Here is a 25,150-nt window from a genome sequence, read left to right as displayed (position 1 = left end):
GCGTGAGCGATGGACCCAGTGCTGATAAAGATGTTGGGCACGATCATCGGCTACAGCGTGTGTGGGTCGATCGTCGCGTTCGCAATCCGCTGGCGTAACAGCGACCAGCCCGGCCCCCGGCCCGATCAAGCCGCGGCGGTGGGGGCACTCATCGGCGCCGGCATCGGCGCAGTGGCGGCCGTGTTCGGCTCGATGCTGGACCGCGTCTAAGGGGCTGTCAGGCTGCGCTCTAGCCCTACGGCCAGATCTTCTTACCGGAAATCGACCCAAACGGGATCGGCCCGAAGTAGCGGCTGTCTCGCGCGCCGTACCGATTGTCCCCCATCACAAAAACGTGGTCGGCAGGAACCACCACCGAGATGCTCGGCGGCGTTGCCTGAGGCACGGCGCTGAACGCAACCTCGTAGCGTGCGTCACCGACAGTCTCTTGAAATACCGTGGCGCCGTTGACTTCGCGGATCTCTTGACGCGAAACGGCTACACCGTTGACGCTGAGCGCCCGATCGCTTGCGACCACCTGATCGCCCGGCAACGCGACGACGCGCCAGATGTAGTTGTAAGGCTGGCCGCCCTCATCGCGTCGGAACACGACCACGTCGCCTCGCTCTACGTCAGACACGTCACCGTAGGGACGACGCGCAACGAGAATCCGACTGCCCGCCGGCAGAGCGGGGTACATTCCGTCCTGGGGGATCCGATAAAGGTCTACAAAGAACGCCCTCGCAATGACCAAGGCGACGACCGCCAGTACGCCAGCGCCAACAGCGCCTTTCAGGAGTAAGTCGGACTTTTTCATTGCGAGCACACGTTTTCGATTGCGTCGTCGGCTCGGGGGCAGGAACTCGAGGATCCTCCCGCACCACAGGATCGCTCCTACTTTCGAAACGCCGCTGCTTCACGGATTGCGAGTTCTTGCTTCTCGAGCCAAGACCGGACGCGGGTCTCGGCGGGGAACTTGAACAGCAGGGCGGTCCACAGCAACGCGGCCATCGCGAGCGACCACAGCGAGCGTTCCTGCATGTGGGCAAGGAGGTTCAGGAACACGCCCCCCTCGAGGATCGCTCCGGACACGATCAGCGCCGTGAGGAAGCTGCCGAGCGGGCTGCCGGCCGTCGCGCCGCGGGACCGCAGCACGCGGCCCACCGGCCCGCTCAGGCAGAGCGCGCCAAAGCCGCCGATCAGCCCGATCTTGGTGAGCGGCCCGTCGCCTGCCCCTTCGCCCGGCAGCACCAGCAGCACGACCAAGGCGAAGACCAGCGGGCCGAGCACCATCGCGGCAAAGATGCTCTGCATTAGCCTAACCTGCTGCTGGAAATCTCCGGTGGTGGGCTGGGTCACGGGGGCGCCTCGGTCGCGGTAGGGGAATTGGGCTAGAATGATCCACCCTGGTTCTACCACGCGAGTCAATGGCTAGCCCACCCTGCGAGGGGTAGGCTGCCCCTGCTAGTAGCCGATTTCCAACGACCAATATTTCCTAGCGAGTTCAATGATCGAGACGATCCAAGGCAACCTGTACGACTACCCGAAGTACTACGACCTAGTCTTCGGCTCGGACTGGAAGGCCGAGATGGACTTCCTCGAGGATGTGTTCGAGCGGCACACCGACCTGATGGTCGAGCGGCTGTTCGAGCCGGCCTGCGGCACCGGGCGGCTGCTGTACCGGTTCTCGCAAGCGGGCTACCAGGTTGGCGGCAACGACCTCAACGCCGCGGCCGTGGCGTACTGCAACGACCGGCTCGCCAAGTTCAACCTGCCAGAGACCGCCGTCGTGGGCGACATGTGCGACTACCGCGTCAAGCAGAAGGTGGACGCCTCGTTCAACACGATCAACAGCTTCCGCCACCTGGCGACCGAGCAGCAGGCGCACGACCACCTGAGTTGTGTTGCGCGGTCGCTGAAGAAAGGAGGGTTGTACGTGCTGGGGCTGCACCTCACCCCCGCGCGGGGGCAGCCGATGAGCGGCGAGGAGAGCTGGGCCGCGCGGCGGGGAAACCTCAGCGTGTTATCGCGCATGTGGTCGATCAAAGTGGACCGACGCGCCCGCAAAGAGACGGTCGGCATGACCTTTGACGTTTATACCCCGAGCAAGGTGTTCCGTCTGAAGAATCAGTTCGATTTCAGGACCTACACGGCCGAGCAGATGGACGATCTTATTGCCAGCGTCCCCGGCTTGGAGTGCGTCGCGACCTACGACTTTGCGTATGATGTCGATTCGCCAGTTGAGATAAACCGTAGCACCGAAGACGTGGTTTACGTGCTGCACAAGCAGTAGCGGCGGCGCTGCCGCTGCCGGTCAGCCAACACGACCCATCAGCGGCCCCACAAAGGGCCCCCATCAGCGTGACCCCCTCGCCCACCGAAACCATCGGAGCCACCAAGCCCTGCGGCTGGCAGGAGCCGTGGGGTTCGTTCGCCAACTGGTCGGCCGGCCGGCTCCACCTGGCGATGGAGTTCGACGGCCAGGCCTTCACGCTGCGTCCACTCGCCGAGGGCTCAGAGCCGGCCGAGAAGCCCGCCCGCAGCGGCCTCGGCTCGTCGTTGCTGCACCGCCGCAAACGCGACGCGGACGTGCCCGCCAGCGGCGAGCGGTTTGACAGCGCGGCCGAGCTGGCCGGACAGCTGATCGCGCGGCTCGCCGACCTCGAAACGCCCCCCAACCTCGCGCCCGAGGGACAGCCCGAACGCGTGCACGACTTGGCGGGCGCCCTGCTGGGAGCGTACCAAGTGGCCAACGGCCGGTCGCACATCGCCGGCTGCCACTTCGAGGACGTGCCGTTCGTGCGGGTGACCTCGGTCGCCGGCGGGGACGACCCGGCATTTGTCCACACGCTGTACGACTCGCACGGGGACGCCGTGCCACAGGCGCTGGCGGACCAGCTCGGGCTGACGCACACCAAGGACCTCGAATTCCACCTGCCGGCCCCGCCCCACTGCCTGGCGCCCCGCGGAACCGGCGCCCCGCTGCCGACCGGCGTGGTGTGGGCCAAGCGGGTCAGTGGGCACATCCAGTTCACCATCGGCGAATCCACGCTCAAGGCTCCATTCGAGGGCTGGGCCAGCACCCTCGAGGCGCCGCTGGTCACATGCCCGCACACCGGGCGGCAGACCCGTTCGCTGGCGTTGGTGGAGGGGCTCGGCATTGTCGCCGCCGAAGAGATCGGCCGCTGCGAGGTGAGCGATCGCGAGCTGCTGGACCGCGACCTGGTGACCTGCGCCGCGACCGGCAAGCGGGTCGACCCCGGGCTGACCAAGCCCTGCCCCGTGTCGGGCGAGCTGTCGCTGGCCTCCGAGTTTGTCGCCTGCAAACGCTGCGGGCAGCAGGTGAGCCACGCCTCGCAGCAGGGGGGCCGTTGCGAGGGCTGCCGGCGGATGCGGCGGGTCCGCGCCGGCGAGCCGTCGCTCGAGGCGATCAAGGCGGCCCACCCGACGCTCGCCGCGCTACGGCGGTGGCGATTGGCCGAGACCGACTCGGTCTACCTGTTGCAAGGCTCGCAGGCGCTCACTCGGTACCTGTTGGTCGTCAACCGCGACGACCTAAGCATTGTGCGGGCGTGCCGGGTGGGGCCACTGGGGGGCGTCTCGGAGCTCTCGCCGGCCGAGCGGCTGGCGCTGCTGGCGAGCTAGTCGAGTGGCGACGCAGCCGCATCCTACGACCGTTGCTTGCGCGGTTTGAGTTGCAGGTAGAGCAGCACGCTCAGCACGGCGACCACCGCGGCGCCGGTCAGCAGGGCCCAGCGGAGCTGGCGGAGGTGCCCGATGTAGGCGATGAGGGCCTCTTCCTGGTCGCTCTGCATGACCTCGAGCCCGCGGCTCTGCGAGTAAGAGGTGACCCACTGGCCGTAGGCCTGCCCGGGGGTCATCTGGTCGACGAAGTTGTCGACCCGCTGGCCGGTCGCCTCGGCGTCGAAGCCCTTGGGCATCGGGGGCTCGTGGGCCCACCGCCAGAGGCCGATGCCGGCCAGAGTGAGGGCGATCAGCATGCCGGCAGTCAGCACCCCCTGGTGCACGGCCCAGTCGCTCTTGGGCCGCGTGACGGGGGCGGCGGCGTCTTCTTGCACCGGCAGCTCGCGGAGTTGCCTCAGCGGCGGGACCTCGACCTGGGCGCCGCACTCGCAGGTGACGCGGTCCCCCGCCTGGGAGACCTCAACCGGGATGCTCTTTCCGCAAGCACAGGGGAGCAGGTGCATAGTTAATCGATCGTTAGAACGGTTTGCGGTGCGGCCGCGTAGTTGGGGACGAGGGTCAGTGAGTCTTGGCTCGCTTGCCGGGCCGGCGCCAGGCTCGGGACCCTGCGGAGTCTTTTCCGTTCGGCCGCTGTGTTTTTTGGGTCGGCGTTTTGAGGGTCGGCGTTTTGGAGGCCGGCTGCATCGACGCGGGTCCTCTCCCGGGATTGCAGCCTCGGGGAGGCAGATTATTCCCGCTCGCCACGCCGACGCAATCAGTCCGATCAGGGGGCCGTGCTGTTTGCAAACGTAGGTCCGGATGCTGAAAGGTGGTTAGGAAGAGACCACCGCCAAGCTTCGGGGAGCCGACCGAATCGATCTATCGTAAGGATTTTTCGGTTTTTGGCTATGGACCGGCCGGCCTGGGTGCTTAAAATTTAGTGCAGACCATTGACATCGCTTTAAAGGCGGTATGTCGCAGCCCGGCCTCCCCCCGCTTGGAGCCCGTGACTCGACAACCGAGCTCTTGGCAAATGGATGCGGTGATGATCGGTGGCTGCTTGCGTTCGGAGAGTCGGCCTTAGCAGGGGCATTGTTCGGCGGCAGATTGCCGCCGGGTGCTGCTAGGTTGAGATTTAAGGCGTTCGCTCGCTTCCCTGGTGGAGCTAGTGGGACGCCAATCAATACAAGGATGGACGCGAGCAATTCGGTTGTCGCGTGCAGCCGGGCGAGCCAGATGCACGCCGCGGCGACACGCCGTTTCAGCAGACGCTGGTTCAGTTCAGCAGACGCTGGGTCGGCAACCGGACCGCTGGGCAGATTAGGGCGTGACCGCCATCGGGACGCCGGTCTCCGGACCGCGTGTCGACGGGCAGCGACCTGCAGGGCGTACCTGCTAGGCAGGCGTTATTGGTCAGGTGTGTTGGGCAACTTCTGATTTGGGTGGCGTTCCGCAAGACAAGCCAACGGGCGAGATCGCGAAGCCAGCAAGCCAACCGACGTGGTTTCTTGCCGGGCGCGTTTGCCGAGGCGTTGGACTTTGCGCGAACGTAAACTCCTCCCAAATAAGTTCCCCCACCCGGCTGGCGGTGACAGGGTGTTAGAATTATTTGTCTCTAGGCGACTTACAGAACAAGGGGTTGGTTCCTAAGGGGTTGAAACGCAAGTGGGCGGCGTGCGGGCCTGGGCAGATTGCCCGGCGCCGGCGGCGACCTCCCAGAATCGAGCCGGCGCCGCGCCGGCACGACGAATCGCACCGACACGGACCGCAGCACGCGGCCGTGGCGAACGAGCGAGGCTTGCAACGGGTCTTTCATTGCACGAGCAGCAAGGCTGTCTCCACTATCAAAGGCGAACGCGACCGCTTGGCGGCCCTCCCTACCAGGGCGCCACTCGCACGCCTGTCTCGGAGACGAAAGACAACCGCCAGCGGCGACTCACGGGGACTGCCCGTGAATCACCGACCGGCAGGGCCAACTTTCCCGACAGCACAATCTCGGCTAGCCGCCAGAGCAACTCAAAACCTTCGTTTGGTAGGAGTAAATAAAGTTGTACGAATCCCTTTTGGACAACGATCTTGACGAGGACGGCGCCGTAGCAACGGAGGTTGCCGCGGGACTCGGTTCGTCGCTGGCGAGCTCGGACGACGACGACGACAGCAGCGGCATCTCGAACTCGGTCACGACGAACAACACGACCGACGACGATTCGGACGAGGAAGAAGGCCTGCTCGAGGCCGACGACAACGAGTCCTGGTCCGACGACCCCGTGCGGATGTACCTGACGCAGATGGGCGAGATCCCGCTGCTCACCCGCAAGGAGGAGATCTCGCTCGCCCGCCGGATCGAGACTACCCGCACCGCGTTCCGCCGCAAGCTGCTGGCCTGCGACCACGTGATTCAGAACGCGGTGAAGATCCTCGGCCGCGTGCACCGCGGCGAGCTCCCCTTCGACCGTACCGTGCAGGTCAGCGTGACCGACCGGCTGGAGAAGGAGCAGATCCTGGGCCGCATGCCGCACAACCTGCGGACGCTCGAGATCTTGCTGGAGCGGAACGCCGAAGACTACCGCATCGCGACCAGCAAGTTGCACAAGATGCCGGAGCGCCGCGCCGCCTGGCGCCGCCTCGGCCAGCGTCGCTGCCGCGCCGTGCTGCTGGTCGAGGAGCTCGGCCTGCGGACCCAGCGGATCGAGCCGATGATCGAGCAGCTGGAGCAGTTCAGCCGCCGCGTCGACGAGCTGTGCGAACAGCTGGCCCAGATGAAGAAGGACCGCCGCCCGATGGAGGAGCGGAAGCCGGTCATCATCGAGACCCGCAACATCCTCCGCGCCCTGCAAGAAACCCCCACCAGCCTCCGCAACCGGGTGGCCGACCTCAAGGAGATCTACACCGAGTACCAGCGGGCCAAGCGCGGCCTGTCGGAGGGCAACCTCCGCCTGGTGGTGTCGATCGCTAAGAAGTACCGCAACCGCGGCCTGTCGTTCCTGGACCTGATCCAGGAGGGCAACGCCGGCCTGATGCGGGCGGTCGACAAGTTCGAGTACCGCCGCGGCTTCAAGTTCTGCACCTACGCCACGTGGTGGATCCGTCAGGCCATCACCCGCGCCGTGGCCGACCAGAGCCGCACCATCCGCATCCCGGTCCACATGGTCGAGACCATGAGCCGCGTGCGGAACGTCAGCCGCGCCCTGCTGCAGAAGCTGGGACGCGAGCCGACCATTGAAGAAACGGCCCGCGCCGCCGAGTGCACCATCGACGAGGCCCGCCGCGTGCTCGCCATGAGCCGCTACCCGATCAGCCTCGACCGCCCGGTCGGCAACAGCGAGGACAGCCATTTCGGCGACCTGCTGCCCGACTCCGGCGCCGAGAGCCCGTCGGTCGGCGCGGCCCAAGAGATGCTCCGCGGCCGGATCACCTCGGTCCTCAAGACCCTCTCCTACCGCGAGCGGGAGATCATCAAGCTCCGCTACGGATTGGGCGACGGCTACAGCTACACGCTGGAAGAGGTCGGGCACATCTTCAAGGTAACCCGCGAGCGTATCCGCCAGATCGAGGCCAAGGCCGTCCGCAAGCTGCAGCAGCCCAGCCGCAGCGCCGAGCTGGTTGGCTTCCTCGATTAGCCCAGCGGTCGACAACCACAAGACTCCGAAGCCCCGCGATCGAGCGATCGCGGGGCTTTTTTTGTGGCCGGCGAGCGTGTGCGGTTGGCCCGGGCGTTACAACCGGCAAAGGCCGCGCGTCTGGCAAGACGCGCCCCGGCCGACGCGAGCGACAGACGCTGAGTGGAGTGACCGGGCGGACCGGTGGCGTACGTTTGCGTATGCCCACGATTCCCGCCCATCCCCCCGCTCGCACCGACTTCGGCCTGCGCCGCGCGGCCGGCTGCGCGATCGGCCTGGCGTGCCTTGCGGTGGCCGCGTTGGCCCCAGCAGCTGCCCACGCTCAAACGAGCGTCACGTTCACGGTCTCGCAGAATTCCGACGACGCCGACCAGGACCCGTCGACCGGCGAGATGTGGGTCGGCGACGGCTACAGCTGGCTCGACAACTACGTCGGCGCCCGCTTCCAGAATGTCACGATCCCGGCAGGCGCGACGATCAACAGCGCGACCTTCGAGATGTTCCACTACGGCTCGGAAACCGCCGCCTTCTCGGTCGAACTCTACGCCCAAGCCGCCGACAACCCGCCCACCTTTAGTACTACCGCAAACAATCTCAGCACCCGCCCGCGAACGACCGCCAATCTCGCGGCCACGGCGCCTTCGATGGCGTTCTCTGAGGGGCAGTCGATGCCTTCGCCGGACATTGCCCACATCATCCAAGAAGTTGTCAGCCGCACAGGATGGTCGCCCGGAAACGCGATGGTGATGATACTCAAGCCAGTCTCCGGCGGGACGGGTCTCTGGAAACGGTCCGGGAACTCCGCGTACGCCCCGAAGCTGCACGTGACTTACACGGAGGCCTCGCCGCTGCTCCTGCACTGGAAGCTCGACGAGACCTCCGGCGCCACCGCCAACGACTCCTCTAGCTACAACCACGACGGCGCCGTCAGCGGCACAACCGCGTGGACCGACGGCAAGCGTGACAACGCGCTCACAGTCGGCAGCGGCGGCAAGGTTCAGGTCGCCACCGAGCTGGGCGAGCCGGGCAGCTTCACCGTCGCGGGCTGGGCGAACACCACCGGCTACGACACCCACGGCGCCACCATCCTAACGGTAGGCGACGCGGTCGGGCTGCTGTCCCATTCGGCCGCCAAGGGCGCTCCGTCGCTGGCGTTCTGGAACGGCGGCGTCCTCGAGGAGTTTGGGGCGTCCGGCGGCTCGACGGTCGGGACCGGCTGGCGGCACTACGCGGCGACCTTCGACGGCGCCACCAAACAGGTCCGGCTCTACCTAGACGGTGTGCTGGTGGGCTCGGCCACCTCGTCCGGCAACCCGTCGTTCACGGTCGGCTCGCAGACCACTGCCGGCGACGAGGCGACCCCCTACTACAGCAGTCACCTGACCGGCTCGCTCGACGACCTGAGGGTCTACAACTACGCAATGAGCCAGGCCGAGGTGGTAGAACTGTACGGCCTGGTTGGCCATTGGGATTTCGACGACGCCTCGGGCACAACAGCCGCCGATAGTTCCCCGAACGCCAACCACGCCGACTTCAACGCCGGCGCTCCCCAGTGGATCGAGGGCGTGCGGGGCGGCGCCCTGTACTTCGACGGCGCCAGCGACGCGCTCACCGCCGCCGACTTCGACCCGCCGGAAGAAGGCAGCGTCGCGTTTTGGGTCCGCTGCGACGCCCCCCCCGCGGTGCGGCAGCGGCCGTTCGGCAACGGCAACGCGTACGAGTGCTTCCAGAACCCGGACGGCAGGATCTACTTCGACCTCTGCTGGTCCGGCGCGCCCGACGACATGACGCCCACCAAGGCCTTTGATTTCATCGGCCGCTGGCGCCACATCGTCGTCAACTACCGCTCGTCGGACGACGAGTACGAGGTCTACGTCGACGGCCAGCTCGACCGTTCCGGCGTCTACGCGGCCGACCTTACCAAGCAGCCGGCCGCCCTGATGACGTTCGGCTGCCGCACCGGTTCAAATCAGTACTTCACCGGCGCCCTGGATGATTTCCGCATCTACAGCCACTGGCTCTCTCAGAAGCAGGTCGCCGAGCTGTACGGGCTGATCGTCCACTGGAAGCTTGACGAGCTAACCGGGGCGACCGCCAATGACGCGACCCCGCTGGGGAACGACGGAGCCTACGTCGACGGCCCCACGCTCGGTCACGCCGCCCCGCGACTCTATGGAGCCCAGATTACCGACACGCTGCAGCATGTCACCGCGCCGTCATCGCCGTCGCTCGACGATCTGGGAGTTGATGGCGGCGATCTGAGCGTAGCGCTGTGGGTGAAGCCGTCTGCGCCCGACTCATACGACCGGCCGTTGGTGCACAAGGGCGACACCTCACAGGAGCGAACCCCCAACCTGTCACTCAACTTCGGCGACAACCGAGTCGAGTACGCGATCAGCGCCAACGGGAACTGGAACGCCGGTTCAATATCCGCAGAACCGCTGCCCACCGACCAGTGGTCGCACCTCACGCTGACCAAATCCGGCCGAGTCTACCGACTGTATATCGACGGGCAACTCGACAGCACCCGCACGGTCGACGGCGACTCGTACGGGAACACAGGCGCGCTATACCTGGGGTCCAACCCTTTCAAGAATGGCGACCCGTGCGTACTGGACGACTTCCGCGTCTACAATCGGGGGCTCACCGAACCGGAGATCGCCGAGATCTACGGGCTGATCGGACGCTGGAAGCTCGACGAGACCAGCGGCTACACCGCGGTCGACTCGTCGGGCTACGGGCTCCACGCGGAGTACTCCGGTGGCGTGGTGCTCGGTCAGACAGGTCCCCTCTCGAAATTGAAGGCCGCTTCGTTCGATGGCGCGGACGGGCACGTTGTGCTGCCGACCGTGGCCGCTAATCTCAGCGAAGGCTACAGCTTCACGGTGTGGGCCAAGCCAACCGCAACCGCCAGCTGGGCCAGGTTCTTCGACATCGGCAATGGGACCGACGCCCAGAACTTGACCCTCAATCGAGAAGGCACGTCCGATCATGTGCGGGCTGGCATTCGCGGAGGAAGCCTAGGCGACCAGTTCCTGGTGTCATCGTCAGCCATTGTCAACAACACCTGGCGACACTACGCCGTTACGGTTGACTCCACCGGCTGGGCGACCTTGTACGTGAATGGAGAGTTCGCCTACGCCCAAACCATCGGCACGCCGCCCGACGTCGTCCGCATCAGCAACTTCATCGCCCGCAGCAACTGGGCGACCGACGCGTACTTCCAGGGGCCAATGTGGGACGCGCGGCTCTACAACCGGGCGCTCTTGCCCGACGAGGTCACCGCCGCCTACGCCGCCGGAAAGTCGACTGAGATGCGGATCATGAAATGGGTCGAAGTCCGCTAGCAGTCCGAGCGGCGACCGTGGCGGCTTAATTGCGACCGGCTCGCTGCCATTCTTCCTCGGCGGCGCCTGCTTCTAGCCCGCGAATTCCTGGCGGGTAGGGCTGCCGGCGGACTATAATGGGCCCTCACGCGAGGCTCCCCGCCGAACCGGGCGACCCGCTCTTGTCCATCGGCTGGGAGTCTCGTCATGCGTTCGGTCACCGCGTTTTGCCGCGCAGCCTGCGTGCTTGCCGCCACGGCCGCCGGCGCCGCTTTCGGGAGCGAGAACTTCTGGATCGGCGGCGTGTCGAACGACTGGCTGGAGCCCGCCAACTGGTCGCTTGGCGCCGTGCCCGAGGCGATGACCGACGTGACGCAGATCGACCGCAGCCCGGCGGTCGACTCCTCCGTAGCGCTCAACCAGTCCGCGACCGTGACGGTGGCCGACCTAACGATCGACGCCGGCGACGCGCTGACGCTTGCGGGCGGCGCCAACCTGTATCACAACGGACTCTTCGCTCTCGACGGCGCGCTCCGGCTCGAGGACGCAAGACGGGTGGGCCCGATGGGGCCAATCGTGATCGGCGAGACCGGCCGGCTGACCCTGGTCCAGTTGAACTCTGGCGCCCTCCCCTCGCTCGGCTCCGCCTTGGGCGGGCGGAGTCCCCTGCTGTACAACCTCGGCGTGATCGAGGGGAGCGGCAGCATCGACACCAAACGCAACCTGCTAAACGAAGGAACGATCGTCGCCAACGATCCCAACTATCAGCTGAAGCTGCAGACGGCGATCGGCGCTTCGGCGCCGTCGTCGCTGCTGATGACAAGTACCGGACTGATGCGGGCCGAGAACGGGGCGACGCTGCTGGTTGACGAGGGCGGGGGGATGAGCCAACTGCTCAACTACGTTGGCGGCGACGCCGGCCGCATCGAGGCCGGGCCTAACTCGCTGGTCGACCTCCGCGTCACTGTAGTAGGCGGCGTGCTCGCCGCCGATCCCGCCGGCGAGATCAGGGCGAACGCCATCCAGGACGTGCGGGTCGAGGGAAGACTGCAGCTGTACGGGCCGTTCGCCGGTCAGATCGAGAACACCGGGCAGATCATCCACGGCGAGGCGTCCCAACTGACTTCCGACGCCACGCTGACCGGCGGCGGGGAGCTGCTGCTCGGCGACCCGGCAGTGGGGGGTGGGCAAGACTTCCTGCGCATCAACCCCAGCTCGGTTGGCTTCACGCGGATTACAAACGAAGACAACACCGTAATCGGTCGCGGCACGATTGACGTCTACGGCGGGCAGTTCATCAACCGCGGCGTAGTCGACGCCGGCCACGGCCCCGACGCCGCCACGCCCGGCGGGTTGCTGCGGATCGCCTTCAACAACTTGAGCGGCGTTCCGGTCGTGAACTCGGGCGTGCTGAGCGCTAGCGGCGCCGGCGGCTTGCTCCGGATCGAAGGCAACAGCTTCGAAGGCGCCGAGCTGCAGAATTTCGAGGGCTCCGCCGCTGGCGTGATCGAGGCGACCGGCGGCGGGCAGGTGTCGCTTGGCTATGGCACGACGATCCACGGCGGCGTCCTACGCACAGACGCGCAGTACGAGTCAAACGAGCCGCCAAGCGGCCCCGTGTCCGAGTTGCAGTTCGGCTTCTCGTCTCAGCCGGCCATCCTCGACTCGGTGCGGATCGAGGGGCACGTCGGCGGGCAAGCGGGCGCGGTTGCCCTGCGGGGCCGCATCGAGAACACCGGCGTGCTGGAAACTCAACTGCTGGTGGTGTCCGGGGGCCTCGAGCTCGCTGGGGGCGGCATGGTGGTGCTGGCGGGTAGCGGACGGTTTGAAGCCGAGCAGGGCGGCACGCCGGCGGATGTTGTTGTCACGAACCGCGACAACACCCTTCGGCTGCTCTCGAACAGCCCGTCGGGCTCCTACCAGATTATCCTTGACAACCACGGGGTAGTGGAGAGCGTCGCGGGCGACGGAACAAGCTACGCGCCCGGGAAAGAGATCCGCAATCACGGGCTGCTGGTCGCGCGCGCCGGTTCGACGCTTGTGCTTCCATCGGTCGAGGTTTTGCTCGGCGCCACGGCGGCCGGGGTGCACGCCGAAGCAGGCGCTGTGGTCTCGGCCTACGCCTTGCGTGGGGGTCGACTCACTACCGACGCGAGCCCCGATGAAGAGATCGCCGACGGCATGATTGTCATTGACGGCGCCCTCGGCGACCCAAACGGGTCGCTGCGCGACATCGTAAACGCGGGGCGCCTGCAGATTCAGCAGGGGAACCTCGGCGGAAACATCGTCAACAACGCCCTGATCGAGTTGACGGGCAGCGGCAGCCTAGCCGGGCAACCAACCACGCTGAGCGGCGAGGGCGAGCTGCGGCTGGTCAACCGCGTCCTCACCGGCCCGCGGTCCGGCCCGGTCGGCCTGCTCACCAACGCGGCCGGACACCGGATCACCGGCAGCGGGGGTATGAATGCGTACCGATACGACATCGTCAACAATGGGGCGATTATCGCCGACGCGGCCGACGGCCTCACCATCAACCTCGGAACGAACAGCTACCTCCTGCAGAACGGCCTGCTGTCCGGCTCCGGCGAGGGACACTTTCTGGTCGTCTCGCAGAATCAATCCTTCACCAACCGCGGCGTGATCGAGGCCGCCAGCAGCGGCAACAACATTTCCTCGCCGTGGCTGATTAACGCCAGTGGCGCGACCATCCAAGTCGCCGGCGACCTCACCGCCAACTTTCTCAACAACCACACGGGGTCCGCCATCACTGGGCACGGCGAGCTGCTGCTGAACGACCAGACGCCTAGCATCACATCGCTCAACAACGCGGGGCTGATTGCACCCGACGCCGGCCCGGAGGACCTCTTCGTGCGGGGCGGCTTCCAGCAGTCGGCGACCGGCGAGCTGCGGATCGCGGTCGACGGCCTGACGCCCAACTTGCACAGCGTGCTGCGGGTCAGCCAGCTGAGCAGCCTCGGCGGTACGCTCGGCTTCGACTTCGCCGATGCCATTGCGCCAAGCTACGGCGATGAAATCGCCTTCCTCATGGGCCCGACCGAGGGAGTGTTCGACGCGGTCACGGGGCTGCCGGAGCTTGGTGACGGCCTCGTCTGGGCAATCGACTACCAGCCCTACCAGGTCGCCGCGGTGGCGGCCCTGCCGGGCGACTTCAACCTGGACGGCCTCGTCGACGCCGCCGACTACGCCACCTGGCGAGACAACCCTCGCGGTCAGTACAACGCTGCCGACTACGATTCGTGGGCGAACCATTTCGGCCTCACCGCGCCGGCGGCGACTCCCGCCAACGCACCCGAGCCGGCTGCGTTGTTGCTGCTCGCCGCGACGGGAACATGGCTCTTGTCGCGGCGCCGCTCACTGGCCTAGGGCCACCGGGCCGTTGGGCGTCGGGTCCGGCACGCCGAGCTCCTTGCGGAGCTCGCCGAGCCGGTGATGCATCCGCGTCTGCCGCTCGGCGTAGGCAGGGGTGTCGTACACGCTGCGCACCTCGTGGGGATCCGCCTCGAGGTCAAACAACTCCCACTCGCTAGTCTCGTAGTAGTGGATCAGCTTGAGCCGGCCGTTGGTCACGCCCTCGTGCCGCGCAACCGCGTGGTCCCGCTCGGGCCCCTCGCGGTAGTGGTAGTATAAGTCCTCCCGCCAGTCCGGCGGCGTCTGGCCGCTGAGCATCGGCAGGAAGCTGCGGCCCTGCACTGCATCGGGCACGTCGGCGCCGGCCACGTCGAGGAACGTGGCGGCAAAGTCGACGTTCGACACAATCTGCTTCTCTACCCGCCCGGCCTCGACACTGCTGGCAGCCGGCCAGCGGATCAGCAGCGGCGTCCGCAGCGACTGCTCGTACATCAGCCGCTTGTCGAACCAGCCGTGCTCGCCGAGGTAGAAGCCCTGGTCGCTGGTGTAGACGACAATCGTGTTGTCGGCCAAGCCCTGCTCTTCCAGAGTCGCGAGCACGCGGCCGACGCTCTCGTCGACCGAGTCGACGCACGCCAGGTAGTCCTGCAGGTACAGCTCCCACATCCAGCGGCGTTTCTGCAGCGGCGGGTCGCCCACGCGAGGGTCGTTGCCGCCGGCCCACTGCTCCCACCGCGGGTCGATCTCCTGCTCCCACTTCGCGCGGGCCGCGTCCGACATGTGCTTGTAGAGCCACCGCCGGTGCCGGTCGTCGTCGTCCCAGATCTTCAGGTCGGGGCTGGGCCGCATCTGCTCGATCCGCATCTCGGCGAGCCGCGCGGCCGAGGCCCGGCCCTGGTAGTCGTCGTCGAAGGTGGCGGGCTGGGGGAACTCGCGTCCCCGGTACGCGGCCAGTTTGTCGGGCGCGGGGTCCCACGGGCGGTGCGGCGCCTTGTGGTGCATCATCAACAGGAACGGCTTGTCGGTCGCCCGCTGCTCGGTGAGCCACCGCACGGCCAGGTCGGTGGTGACGTCGGTCACGTAGCCGTCGACGGCGCGTTGACCGTCGGCGGTGCGGAAGTCGGGCCGGTAGTACTTGCCCTGCCCCGGCAAGATGTCCCAGTGGTCGAACCCGGTGGGGTCGCTCCCGAGGTGCCACTTACCGATCATCGCGGTCTGGTAGCCGGCCCGCTGCAGCAGTTTTGGGAAGGTGACCTGGCCGCCGTCGAACTTGGTGTAGTTGTTGGTCACGCCGTTCCGGTGACCGTACTTGCCGGTCAGGATGCAGGCGCGGCTCGGCGAGCAGATCGAGTCGGTCACGTAGCAGCGGTCGAACCGCACGCCCTCGGCCGCCAGCCGATCGAGGTTGGGCGTCTGGTTGAGCGAGCCGTCGTAGGCGCTGATCGCCTGGTAGGCGTGGTCGTCGCTCATGATGAAGACGATGTTGGGTCGCTCGGCTTCGGCGGTAGCGGCGCCGGCCGCGATGAGCGCCACAAGGACTGCGAGCGTCGGTCGTGTTGTGTCTCTCCCCATATCTTGCTCCCGCCTGCCGATTGACTTGTTGAAGAGGTCGCCGCCCTATTTGACCGCGCCGGGCGGGCTGCTTTCCACCATGCAGCGGGCAGATTGAGAGATTCTCTTGCTGCCGGCTCCCGGTGCGGGCGGCCCGAGATTCTGCGGGATCTCACGTTGACACCGTTTACAGATGTAATCTAAATTGCCGGCCAACAAGGAAGGAGGCCCCTATGGCAAGCAGTGTTGCTATTTCCGACGCGGAGTGGCTGGTGATGAACGTCGTCTGGGAGGGCCAGCCGGTCGAGGCCCAGCAGGTGGTCGAGCAGCTGGCGGAGGCCAACGGCTGGACCGCCGCCACGGTGAAAACCATGCTCCACCGGCTGGTGAAGAAGCAGGCCCTCTCCTACGAGCGGGACGGCAAACGCTACCTGTACCGCGCGGCCGTCCGCCGCAGCGACTGCGTGCGGCGTGAGAGCCGCTCGTTTCTCGACCGCGTGTTCGGCGGCGCCGCCGCGCCGGCGCTGATGCACCTGGTCAAGACATCCAAGCTCACCGAGCAGGAGGTCGCCGAGCTGCGTCGCCTGCTAGACGAGAAGTCCAACTGATCCCCCAAGGAAGGTTTGATCATGCGCGGTTTCATTCATCCCATCGAAGAGCTCTTCGAATGTTTTGCCAATGCCGGGATCGCCGCTGTGGCGGTGGTGCTGCTGGTGTGGCTTGTCGACCGAGTGGCCGGCAAGCGGATTGCCCCAGGCATCCGCGCCGCGCTGTGGCTGTTGGTGGCGGCCAGGCTGATGATGCCGGTCGCGCCGGAGAGCCTGTATAGCGTGCAGCGGGCGTGGAGCCTGCTGGAGGGTGACCGCTCGGCGGTCGCCGTGGCAGAGCCGCAGCTCAACCATACGGAAACCGCTGCTGCTTCTCCGACGCCCTCCCCAACCATCCCAGCCACAGCCACGCCCGCCGCGCCGCCATCTCGTGCGATATGGGACGACGTGCTGTTCTGGATTCTCATGACCGCCTGGCCGGCCGGCGTTGCTTGGGTGCTGCTGCGGGCCACTCTGGCGTCGGTTAGGTTCGCCTGGCAGCTGCGTCGTTGCCCAGCCGAGGACGACACCTCGGTTGTCGACGTGGTGCTGCACGCGTGCGACGAGGTCGGCGTCCGCCGCCCGCGCATCAAGCGTGTGCCGAGCCTCGGCGCGCCGGCGCTGTTTGGCGTGCTGCGGCCGACGCTCTGCCTGCCCGCGGACGAGCCGCTCACCTCCGACGAGCTCCGCATGGTCGCCCTGCACGAGGCGGCCCACCTCCGCCGCCGCGACTGCCTGACCGCGTGGCTGCTAACCCCGGTGAGGGCGTTGCACTGGTGCAACCCAATCGCGTGGCTCGCTCTCGGACGCTACGAGCGGTACCGCGAGCAGGCGTGCGACGAGGCGGTCCGACGCCGACTGCCCGCCGCGCAGCTCAAGGACTACGCCGACCTGCTGCTCCGCTTCGCATCGGCCGGGCCGGCGCCCGCCGCCGGGCTGGTCGGGATTTGGTTTGCTCGCTCTGCCCGTGAGCTCGGCGCCCGGATCGAGGCCCTTAGCGAGGCCACGCCCCGCTTCCGCCGCGCGCCGCAACTCTTGGGCGCCGCGTTGCTGGCGGTCGTCGCGGTCGTCACGCTGACCGACCCGGCGTCCTCACGTTCGGACAACGCGCACGACCGCCTGCCCCTACAGACCAGTCCATACAGCTGGGCGTTCGACGGCCCTGACGCAGACGCCGTCGAGCTGCGGACCTACGATCTCTCGGAGGCACTCGCCAAGATCCAAGAGGTCCATCCCGATGCCGAGAACCCGCGCGCATGGCTGCTGGCGTTCTCAAGAATGCAAGGCGGAAAGCCCAGGGCGTTACCCCCCGAGGGCTCCCGCCGAGTCGCCGTGCGGGCGACCAAGGCGGTCCACCAGCTCTTCTCCACCCAGCTGGAGGAGGTCGCGCGTTCTGGCCACACCTGGCAGGTGTTCGTCAGCACGCGAGTCATCAGGGCCGCCAAACTGGACGACCTGCCGGGCGTCGACTGGACCCGCTCGGTCGCGTTTCCCGACATCGAGCAAGAGCCGGTGGCGACGCCATTTCCACACCCGGCGGGCGGCTACTCAACCACGCCTGGCTTAGATTTCAACGGCGATGTGGACGAACCGCTGTTCACAACCAAGTCGGTCGTGGTGGACTACTCGCCGTTCATCGCGGCGACACTGGACGCCGCCGCGACCGATGCCCTGATCGAGAAGTGGCAGGCGCACCCCCGCCGCGGGCTCTACCAGGCGCCGAAGGTCACCCTGTTCAGCGGCCAGCAGGCGATGGTCCGGGACCAGTCTCAAACGCCGTTTGTGCTAGGCGTCGACTACGTCCGCGGCGAGTCTGCCACGGCCGCGCAACCGAACATCGCGGTGCTGTCCGAGGGCGCCGAGGTGCGGGTCCTGCCGCGGGTCATCGACGACCAGACGCTCGACCTCAACTGCCAGCTGCTGCTCTCGCACATCGACGACGTCGGCACGACGACCCTGCCCAATCGGGAGGTCACGGTGCAGTCGCTGCGAATGTCCAAGCGGACGCTCACCGCCCGCTGCCGGATGCAGAAGGGCCAGACGCTGCTGATGGCGCCGCTGCCGCCGGACGACAAGGGCAACGAACCCGAACCGGCCGGCGCGTTCTGCTACGCCGTGACGGTCGACTGGTTTGCCGACACGCCCAACGGTATCGAGATCCCTAAGGCCGATCCGTAGCCGGCCGGGCGCTCGTCAGCTCTACCATCGCCACCAGCGCCCGTTCGCGGGCCGCTGGGCCGATGATCAGGTAGCGGTCGCGGTGGCCCTCGGCTTGGAAGTGCGTGACGGCGTTGTCGTCGATCGTGACGCGGCCGGGTGGCGAGAGCCGGAAGTAGCCCTCGTCGGGGCGTACGGCGTAGAGCACCGTGGTGAGGTCCCACGTCGGGCGGTTGTGCGGCGGCGGGCTGTACAAGCGGTAGGCCTCGGCGACCGGGTGGTGCGGGAAGTAGCCGAAATCCTGCTCGATGCTCTCGTGCGGGTACGGCAAGGCGATGCCGATCTCGAACCCGCTCCACACAGTCGGCGTCGGCCACTGCTCGGCGAGCGTCTGGGCCGACGCGAGGTCGCGCTCGACGTTGTACTCGCGGTGGATGCGAGGCTGGCCGTCGGGGCCGGGGATCGACTCGAACGCGCCCGCCATGACCGACAGCAGCCGCACCTTCTGAGCAATCAGCTCGCGGCCTGCCAGCGGGCTGTGCTCGTCGGCCGCAGAAGCGAGCAGCGCAGCGAGGTTCGTCGAGAAGCCGACCTGGCAGATCACGACCGAGCGGTCTGCTGCCGCCGCCAGCGACTCTCTCAGCACGGCGACCGCGTCGGGCGCGTCGGCGCCGCTCGTGAGGTCGTGCGGATAGCGAAACTGGCCGTCGTCGGTTGCTTGGCAGAGTCCGTTGTACTTGCCCTCGTCCGGCGTGACGCCGCTGCGGCAGACTCCGATCGGCGTGTCGCCCCGGCCGTAAAACGTGTTCACGACATCCACGAAGGGCGCCGAGTACGGGTGGTCCTTGGTGACAGTCACCGCCAACAGATCGCACTCACCGCGGTCGGCGAGCGTGTGGACCATCGCCAGGGCCAGCACGTCGTCGCAGTCGTTGCCGAAGTCGGTGTCAAAGATCAGCGGCGTCGGCTCCGCCGCCTGGCAGGCGCCGGCGGCGCGCCAGACCGTGGCGGCGAGGGCGATCGACAGCACGGCAAACAATCGTCGGTTAGCGGCGGACGGCATCGTGGCGGCGACTCCAGCAGGGCGGGACAAGAACTGTCATTCTAGCCGCCTACGCCGGGCGTTTCACCTGCCCTCTGCATTGCCACAACCCGTCGCCCCGACCCTGCTGTCACTCGCACAGAGGTTCTTAAATTAGTCTAGAGGTCGAGCGACATCACCAGGTCGGGGCGGCGGTACTCGTGGTGGGGGCCGCGGTGCGTGACGACAAATCCGAGCGACTTGTACAACGACTGCGCCGCCTCGAGCTTGGTGTTGGTGTACAGCGTCAGCTGCTTGCCGCCCATCGCCCGGGCGTGCTCGATCGCGAGGTTGATGATCTGCCGGCCGATCCCCTGAGACCTCCGGCTCGGGTCGACGGCGAAGCGGATGAAGTCGCAGACGCCGTCCTCCAGCGGTACAACGGCTCCCACCCCCACCACCTCGCCGTCCTCTATCGCGGAGATCACCACCCCGCCGGACCTGGCGATCGCGCCGGGGTCGGCTGCCAGCCGGCGGTCTCCCTCCTCGAGCTCGAAGTACTCGGTGATCCAGGCCTCGTTAAGAGCGATGAACGCGTCGAGGTGGGCGGGCTCGTTGACGTGGAAGGTCAGCATGGCGGAAAAGGGGGTGCTTGGTTTGCCGGCGGTCGGGTTCTTGTTGCCTGGAAGGTCACCATCAGGGTCACCCGTAGGGCCGCCCCGGTTCGCGGTCACTGGGCCGGTTTCTCGCATTCGCGGGCCTCCCGCTTGGTGGCCGGCCTTGACCCGGCCGCGGTCGTGGGCAACCGTTACGTTAGTAGCCGCGACCCGCGGCCGGAAGCCATCGCCCAATCGTTTGCCCCCCTATGCCACGCGTTCTCGAATTCCTTGCTGCCTGTTGGACCATCACGCTGGAGCTCGCCCCGTGGCTGCTGCTGGGCGCGCTTGCCGGCGGGCTGCTGCACGTGCTGGTGCCCGCCGGGTGGCTCAACCGCCAGCTCCGCGGCCCGTGGGGCGTGGTGAAGAGCGTGCTGCTGGGCGTGCCGCTGCCGCTCTGCTCGTGCGGGGTGATCCCGGTCGGGTTGAGCCTGCGGAAGTCCGGCGCGTCGAGCGGCGCGGCGGTCGGCTTCTTGATCAGCACGCCGCAGACCGGCGTCGACTCGGTGCTGGTGAGCGCGACGATGCTCGGATGGCCGTTCGCGGTCTTCAAACTGGCAGCGGCCGCGGTGACCGGCGTTGTCGGTGGCTGGCTGGCCGACGCGGTCGACGACACACCGTCTGGCTTTGCATTGCCGATTGCACAAGACGAACCGCCGGCGCCACGGAGCTTGGGCGAGGTGCTGTCGTACGCCCAGATGCTGCTCAAGTCGCTCTGGCGGTGGCTGGTGCTGGGCGTGGTTGCGTCGGCGTTGATCGGCGTGCTGCTGCCCCCCAACGCATTGTCGGGGCTGTCGGCCGGCGGCGGCGCCGTGTGGGGAGACCTGGCCGCCATGCTGCTGACCCTCGTGATCTCGGTGCCGCTGTACGTTTGCGCGACGGCCTCCGTGCCGATTGCCGCCTCGCTAGTGGCGGGCGGGCTGCCGACCGGCGCGGCGTTGGTGTTCCTGATGGCGGGCCCGGCTACCAACTTGGCGACCATTGGAGCGGTCCGCAAGGCGCTCGGCGGCCGGGCGTTGGCGGTGTACCTCGGCGTGATCATCGCCGGCAGCGTGGCGGCCGGGCTGCTGTTCGAGGCGGTTATCCCGGCCGCAGCGGTCACCGAGATGCTCCACCACCAGCACCAAAACTGGTGGTCGGCAGCGAGCGCCGTGGTGCTGCTGGCGTTGGTCGGAAAATTCGCCGCCGAGGAACTCGCGGCGTGGCGCCGCGCCAAGCAGCCGCTGCCGGCGTCCGACTCGGGCCAATCGATCGGCGTCGACGGCATGACCTGCGGCGGCTGCGTGGCCAAGCTCGAGCGGACGCTCCGCGCCGACAGCGACATCCAACAAGCCAGCGTCACGCTCTCTCCCGGTCGGGCGGTGGTCGAGGGCCCGGTAACCGCGGCCAGGCTGGCGGAGCTGGTCCGCGCCGCGGGCTTCACGCCCCGCTGACCGCCTAACCGAGCGCGCGGCGGATCGCCTGCTCCAGCTCCGGCAGCAGCACCGGCTTGGAGAGCGCCGAGATGATCGGCTCGCGGTCGAGCACGATCTGGTGCAGGTCGGCGTGCCCGGAGATCAGGATGCAGGGCTGGCCAAGCTTGGCGATCTCCTCGGCGGCCTCGAGCCCGTCCATCTGCGGCATGTCGAGGTCGGCCAGGACCACGTCGAACCGCTCCTCGCGGCAGCGGTCGAGCAGGTCCGCGCCGTTCTCTACGGCGCAGGCTACCTCGTAGCCGAGCTTCGCCAGCAGGCGCACCAGCATCTCGCGCGACGAGGGGTCGTCCTCGGCGATGACAATCCGGACCTGGCTGGTGGTGAGTGCGGTCATAGTTCTGCAGAAGCGCCTGAGTAGTGCAATCAGCTGGCCTCGCTGCTACGGGCCGTAGCGACGAGTCCGTGGATGGTGTTGAGCAAACGCTTGGGGTCGACCGGCTTGGCGACGTGCGCCCCGAAGCCCGCCATGAGCGCCTTGGTGCGGTCCTCGGAGCGGGTGAGCGCCGTCAACGCCACCGCCGGCGTCTGGCCGCCCGCCGAGACCGGCAGCTTCCGGACGCTGCGGATGAAATCGTAGCCGTCGACGCCGGGCATGCCGATGTCGCTGACGATCACGTCGGGCCGGGTCGACTTCAGCAGGCGGAGCCCTTCGTCGGCGGAGCCGGCCTCGATCACTTCGGCGTCCGACTGCTTCAGCACGCGTTTGAGCATCGCCCGCGAGTCGACCTCGTCCTCGACGATCAGCACCCGCAGCCCGGCCATGCCCGGGTCGGCTTCCTCGGGCGCCGCGCCCTGCGACTGCCGCGGGTCGTGGCGTTCGGACTCGTTCACCGGCAGCCGGACGGTGAAGGTTGCCCCGCGGCCCTCGCCCTCGCTGGACGCCTCGATGGTTCCGCCGTGCAGCTCGACCAGGTTCTTAACGATCGACAGCCCCAGCCCAAGCCCGCCGTACGCGCGGGTCGTGGTGGCGTCGGCCTGGCGGAAGCGGTCGAACATCACCCGCAGGAACTCCGGCTTCACGCCGATGCCCGAGTCGGTGACGCTCACCTCAACCTGCCCGCCCCGCTCGCTCAGCGTGGTCGTGACGCTGCCGCCTGCGGGCGTGAACTTGATGGCGTTGCTGAGCAGGTTCCAGAACACCTGCTGCAGCCGGGTGGGGTCGCCCCAGACCGGCCCTTCGGCGTCGAAGTTGTGCACCAGCTTGATGCCCTTGGCCTCGGCGGAGTGCCGCACGGACTCGGTCGCCTGGCGGATCACCTCGGCGGTGGTCAGCAGCTTGGGCTCGAGCCGCACCTTGCCGGAGATGATGCGGCTCATGTCGAGCAGGTCCTCGATCAGCTGGGTCTGGGTGCGGGCGTTGCGTTGGATGGTCTCGAGCCCCTCGGCGAGCTCCTCGCGGTCGGACTCGTCGGGGTCGAGGATCTGGGCCCAGCCCAGGATGGCGTTGAGGGGGGTCCGCAGCTCGTGCGAGAGGGTGGCCAGGAACTCGTCCTTCATGACGCTGACGCGTTCGGCCTCGGAGCGGGCGGCGCGTTCGGCCTCGAGCAGCATGAGCCGCTCGTCGGCGGCCTGCTTAAGGTTCTCGTAGAGCCTCGAGTTGTCGATCGCCACCGACGCCTGCGAAGCCACACCGGCGATCACCTGCTCGATCTGCGGGCCGAACCGGTTGGGCTCGGGGTGGCCGAAGAACAGCCCGCCGACGATCTCTCCCGACCGCGACGCCACCGGCACGGCCAGGTAGCTGCGCACGGTGAAGCGTCCCAGCGGCAGGCCGGGGAAGTCGCTCTGGGGGTCGCTCGAGGCGACCTGCTGCAGGTCGTCCACGCAGACCGACCGGTCGCCGCCGGCGTCGGGCCCGAACAGCGTCAGGGCCGACGGGGTGGCGAGCGGGTCGAACGCCTCGCGGAGGGCGCCAGACACCGCGCGCAGCGTCAGCTCGTCACCGGCCTCGTCGGCGGTGTTGCAGTAGAACGCGACGTACTTGGCGCCGCTGAGCCGCCGCGCGATGTCGGTGATGAACTGCAACAGCTCGCCCAGGCCGAGCACCGAGCCGACGGCCTTGGCGGTCTCGTTGAGGAGCTCGAGCGTCTCGGTCTGCTCGCGGAGGCGTTGCTCCACCCGCTTGCTGCGGTCGATGTCGGTCATGGCGCCAAACCACCGCACCACGTGGCCGGCGTCGTCGCGGAGCGGGTGCACGCGGGTCAGGAACCAGCGGTACTCGCCGTCGGCGCCGCGGAGGGGGAACTCCATCTCGAACCGCGCGCCGGAAGCCAGGCACTGCTGCCACCGCGCGAGCACGGTCGGCAGGATGTCGGGGTCGTGCAGCTTCTGCCAGCCCCAGCCCTCGCTCTCGCCCTGCGCGAGGCCGGTGTACTCATACCACTGCTGGTTGTACCAGAAGATGCCGCCGTCGGGGTGCCCCATGAAGGCCAGCTGCGGCATCGTGTCGGCGAGCGCGCGGAGGTCGGCCTCGCGGCGCCGCACCGCCTCGTCGGCGCGGCGGCGTTCGGTGATGTCACGGGCAATGTTCGACGCGCCGAGCACCTCGCCCGAGGCCGACTTCACCGGGGCAATCGACATCGAAACGTACACCTGCTCGCCGTCCTTGCGGCGGCGGCGGGTCTCGTAGTTCTGGATCCGCTCGCCCCGCTGCAGACGCTCGAGGATGTCGCGCTCCTCGTCCCGCCGTTCGGGCGGGACAATGAGCTCGATCGAACGGCCGACCGCCTCGACCTCGGTGTAGCCAAACAGCTGCTCGGCCCCCGCGTTCCAGCTGACGATGGTCCCGTCGAGGGTCTTGCTGATGATCGAGTCGTGCGAGCTCTCGACGATGGCGGCAAGGTAGTTCTGGGCGCGCTGCGCCTCGACCGCGTACTGGCCGAGGTTCTTGGCGGTCCACCACAGCAGCCCCACGAACAGCGCCACGCCGCCCAGCACCAGCACCGCCGCGTTGAACCCCTGATCGTAGTAGCCCAGGTTGTGCCCGCGCACCAATAGCCAGCCGATGATCAACGGCACCACCAGCACCGGCGCCAGCAGGCGGCGGAACAACTGCCCGCCGATGTCGTCGCGGCTAAGGGCGCAGAACGCTCCGCGTTCTGGGTAAGCAGCGATCGCCCCGACGCCCAGCACGGCGAGGATGGTGCTAGTCTGACGCGCAATGGCGGTCACCTTCGCCATGCCAAACAACTGGTCCGCGCCGAACCAGTAGCCGATGAGCGACAGCGACGAGATTAGCAGCGGGGCGACCGCCATGATGCTGCCGATCCGGCGCCCCCTTCGGCCCCGCACCAGCAAGAGCAGCGAGACCCCCAGCAGCGTGAAGGAGATACAGGCAGGCGGCCCCATCCGGCCCGGCGAGACCGTGGCCCGTTGCCCCCAGGAGCGATCGAGATGCGTGTCGATCCCGATGTTCAGGCCGGTGGCGTGCTCCACCAGCGTCAGGACGCCAATCAGAATGGTGAGCGCCGCCGCCGCTTGGCCAACCCGTCGCCCCCACGCGGATCCCGTCAGCTGGGTAAGCAGCAGCAACGCCAGCCCGCTGGCCATCGCGGCAAGCGCCGTGTTGAACTGCATCCAGATGCCATCACCCCACCAGTCCGCGAGTCGTTTGATATCAAACAACCAGCCGGTAAGGGTGACCGACCCGCTTGCCAGCGCGTACCCGCCCGCCAGGCACACCACGCCCTGCGACACGCGGGTTGGCGCCGACAGAGAGGGCATGC

17 protein-coding genes are annotated in these 25,150 nt (G+C 67.5%); 9 read left to right on the top strand and 8 right to left on the bottom strand.

The genetic code is table 11. The features are described 5' to 3' along the window. Nucleotides 1–9 precede the first annotated feature (9 nt). Nucleotides 10–210, top strand: a complete 201-nt coding sequence (locus tag Pla123a_RS02740) for a hypothetical protein (protein ID WP_146583988.1) — start codon at nucleotides 10–12, stop codon at nucleotides 208–210. A 25-nt stretch (nucleotides 211–235) separates the two neighbouring features. Here the strand turns inward: Pla123a_RS02740 and lepB are convergent, their stop codons facing one another. Both lepB and Pla123a_RS02730 read right to left on the bottom strand, forming a co-directional pair. Continuing rightward, nucleotides 236–796: a signal peptidase I gene (lepB, locus tag Pla123a_RS02735; RefSeq protein ID WP_146583987.1), complete on the bottom strand. Its 561-nt coding sequence runs from the start codon at nucleotides 794–796 to the stop codon at nucleotides 236–238. Between the two features lie 77 nt (nucleotides 797–873). Then, entirely contained in the window at nucleotides 874–1,338 is a 465-nt protein-coding gene (locus Pla123a_RS02730) for a hypothetical protein (protein WP_146583986.1), read from the bottom strand. A 148-nt stretch (nucleotides 1,339–1,486) separates the two neighbouring features. On the opposite strand from Pla123a_RS02730, the gene Pla123a_RS02725 reads away from it, so the two are divergent. Then, nucleotides 1,487–2,272, top strand: a complete 786-nt coding sequence (locus Pla123a_RS02725; protein ID WP_197527608.1) for a class I SAM-dependent methyltransferase — start codon at nucleotides 1,487–1,489, stop codon at nucleotides 2,270–2,272. Nucleotides 2,273–2,340: 68 nt separating this feature from the next. Next, nucleotides 2,341–3,624: a hypothetical protein gene (locus Pla123a_RS02720; protein WP_146583985.1), complete on the top strand. Its 1,284-nt coding sequence runs from the start codon at nucleotides 2,341–2,343 to the stop codon at nucleotides 3,622–3,624. 23 nt (nucleotides 3,625–3,647) lie between these two features. Here the strand turns inward: Pla123a_RS02720 and Pla123a_RS02715 are convergent, their stop codons facing one another. Next, nucleotides 3,648–4,187, bottom strand: coding sequence for a hypothetical protein (locus tag Pla123a_RS02715; protein ID WP_146583984.1), 540 nt, complete (start codon nucleotides 4,185–4,187; stop codon nucleotides 3,648–3,650). A gap of 1,524 nt (nucleotides 4,188–5,711) precedes the next feature. Between Pla123a_RS02715 and Pla123a_RS02710 the strand changes: the two genes are divergently transcribed. The 3 genes from Pla123a_RS02710 (at nucleotide 5,712) to Pla123a_RS02700 (ending at nucleotide 13,993) form a co-directional block, all read left to right on the top strand. Further along, entirely contained in the window at nucleotides 5,712–7,283 is a 1,572-nt protein-coding gene (locus Pla123a_RS02710) for a sigma-70 family RNA polymerase sigma factor (protein ID WP_146583983.1), read from the top strand. 200 nt (nucleotides 7,284–7,483) lie between these two features. Continuing rightward, complete coding sequence (locus Pla123a_RS02705) at nucleotides 7,484–10,630, top strand: LamG domain-containing protein (RefSeq protein ID WP_146583982.1); 3,147 nt, start codon at nucleotides 7,484–7,486, stop codon at nucleotides 10,628–10,630. Nucleotides 10,631–10,816: 186 nt separating this feature from the next. After that, the gene (locus Pla123a_RS02700; protein ID WP_146583981.1) at nucleotides 10,817–13,993 is read left to right on the top strand and encodes a hypothetical protein; all 3,177 of its coding nucleotides are present in this window, start codon (nucleotides 10,817–10,819) and stop codon (nucleotides 13,991–13,993) included. Here the strand turns inward: Pla123a_RS02700 and Pla123a_RS02695 are convergent. Further along, complete coding sequence (locus Pla123a_RS02695) at nucleotides 13,982–15,511, bottom strand: sulfatase family protein (RefSeq protein WP_231956301.1); 1,530 nt, start codon at nucleotides 15,509–15,511, stop codon at nucleotides 13,982–13,984. The two genes, Pla123a_RS02700 and Pla123a_RS02695, sit on opposite strands and share 12 nt — an antisense overlap. A 251-nt stretch (nucleotides 15,512–15,762) precedes the next feature. Between Pla123a_RS02695 and Pla123a_RS02690 the strand changes: the two genes are divergently transcribed. Both Pla123a_RS02690 and Pla123a_RS02685 read left to right on the top strand, forming a co-directional pair. Beyond that, nucleotides 15,763–16,137, top strand: a complete 375-nt coding sequence (locus Pla123a_RS02690) for a BlaI/MecI/CopY family transcriptional regulator (protein WP_146583979.1) — start codon at nucleotides 15,763–15,765, stop codon at nucleotides 16,135–16,137. 21 nt (nucleotides 16,138–16,158) lie between these two features. Continuing rightward, a complete protein-coding gene (locus Pla123a_RS02685; protein ID WP_146583978.1) occupies nucleotides 16,159–18,294 on the top strand; it encodes a M56 family metallopeptidase in 2,136 nt (711 codons plus the stop codon). On the opposite strand, the gene Pla123a_RS02680 is transcribed toward Pla123a_RS02685, so the two are convergent. Both Pla123a_RS02680 and Pla123a_RS02675 read right to left on the bottom strand, forming a co-directional pair. Next, complete coding sequence (locus Pla123a_RS02680; protein ID WP_146583977.1) at nucleotides 18,278–19,336, bottom strand: nucleoside hydrolase; 1,059 nt, start codon at nucleotides 19,334–19,336, stop codon at nucleotides 18,278–18,280. The genes Pla123a_RS02685 and Pla123a_RS02680 overlap by 17 nt on opposite strands. Before the next feature lie 137 nt (nucleotides 19,337–19,473). After that, nucleotides 19,474–19,929: a GNAT family N-acetyltransferase gene (locus Pla123a_RS02675; protein ID WP_197527607.1), complete on the bottom strand. Its 456-nt coding sequence runs from the start codon at nucleotides 19,927–19,929 to the stop codon at nucleotides 19,474–19,476. Nucleotides 19,930–20,159: 230 nt separating this feature from the next. Here Pla123a_RS02675 and Pla123a_RS02670 point away from each other — a divergent pair, with 230 nt between their 5' ends. Further along, the gene (locus Pla123a_RS02670; RefSeq protein WP_146583975.1) at nucleotides 20,160–21,383 is read left to right on the top strand and encodes a permease; all 1,224 of its coding nucleotides are present in this window, start codon (nucleotides 20,160–20,162) and stop codon (nucleotides 21,381–21,383) included. Between the two features lie 4 nt (nucleotides 21,384–21,387). Here Pla123a_RS02670 and Pla123a_RS02665 read toward each other — a convergent pair whose 3' ends face one another. Then, on the bottom strand, nucleotides 21,388–21,759 hold the full coding sequence (locus Pla123a_RS02665; RefSeq protein ID WP_146583974.1) for a response regulator: 372 nt from the start codon (nucleotides 21,757–21,759) through the stop codon (nucleotides 21,388–21,390). 29 nt (nucleotides 21,760–21,788) lie between these two features. Beyond that, nucleotides 21,789–25,148 (bottom strand): PAS domain S-box protein, encoded by a 3,360-nt coding sequence (locus Pla123a_RS02660; RefSeq protein ID WP_146583973.1) that lies wholly within the window; start codon nucleotides 25,146–25,148, stop codon nucleotides 21,789–21,791. Nucleotides 25,149–25,150: the final 2 nt, after the last annotated feature.

Source organism: Posidoniimonas polymericola (genome assembly GCF_007859935.1).
Classification (GTDB): domain Bacteria; phylum Planctomycetota; class Planctomycetia; order Pirellulales; family Lacipirellulaceae; genus Posidoniimonas; species Posidoniimonas polymericola.
Note: the sequence above shows the minus strand (reverse complement) of the source record. Positions and strands in the feature narration are given on the sequence as shown.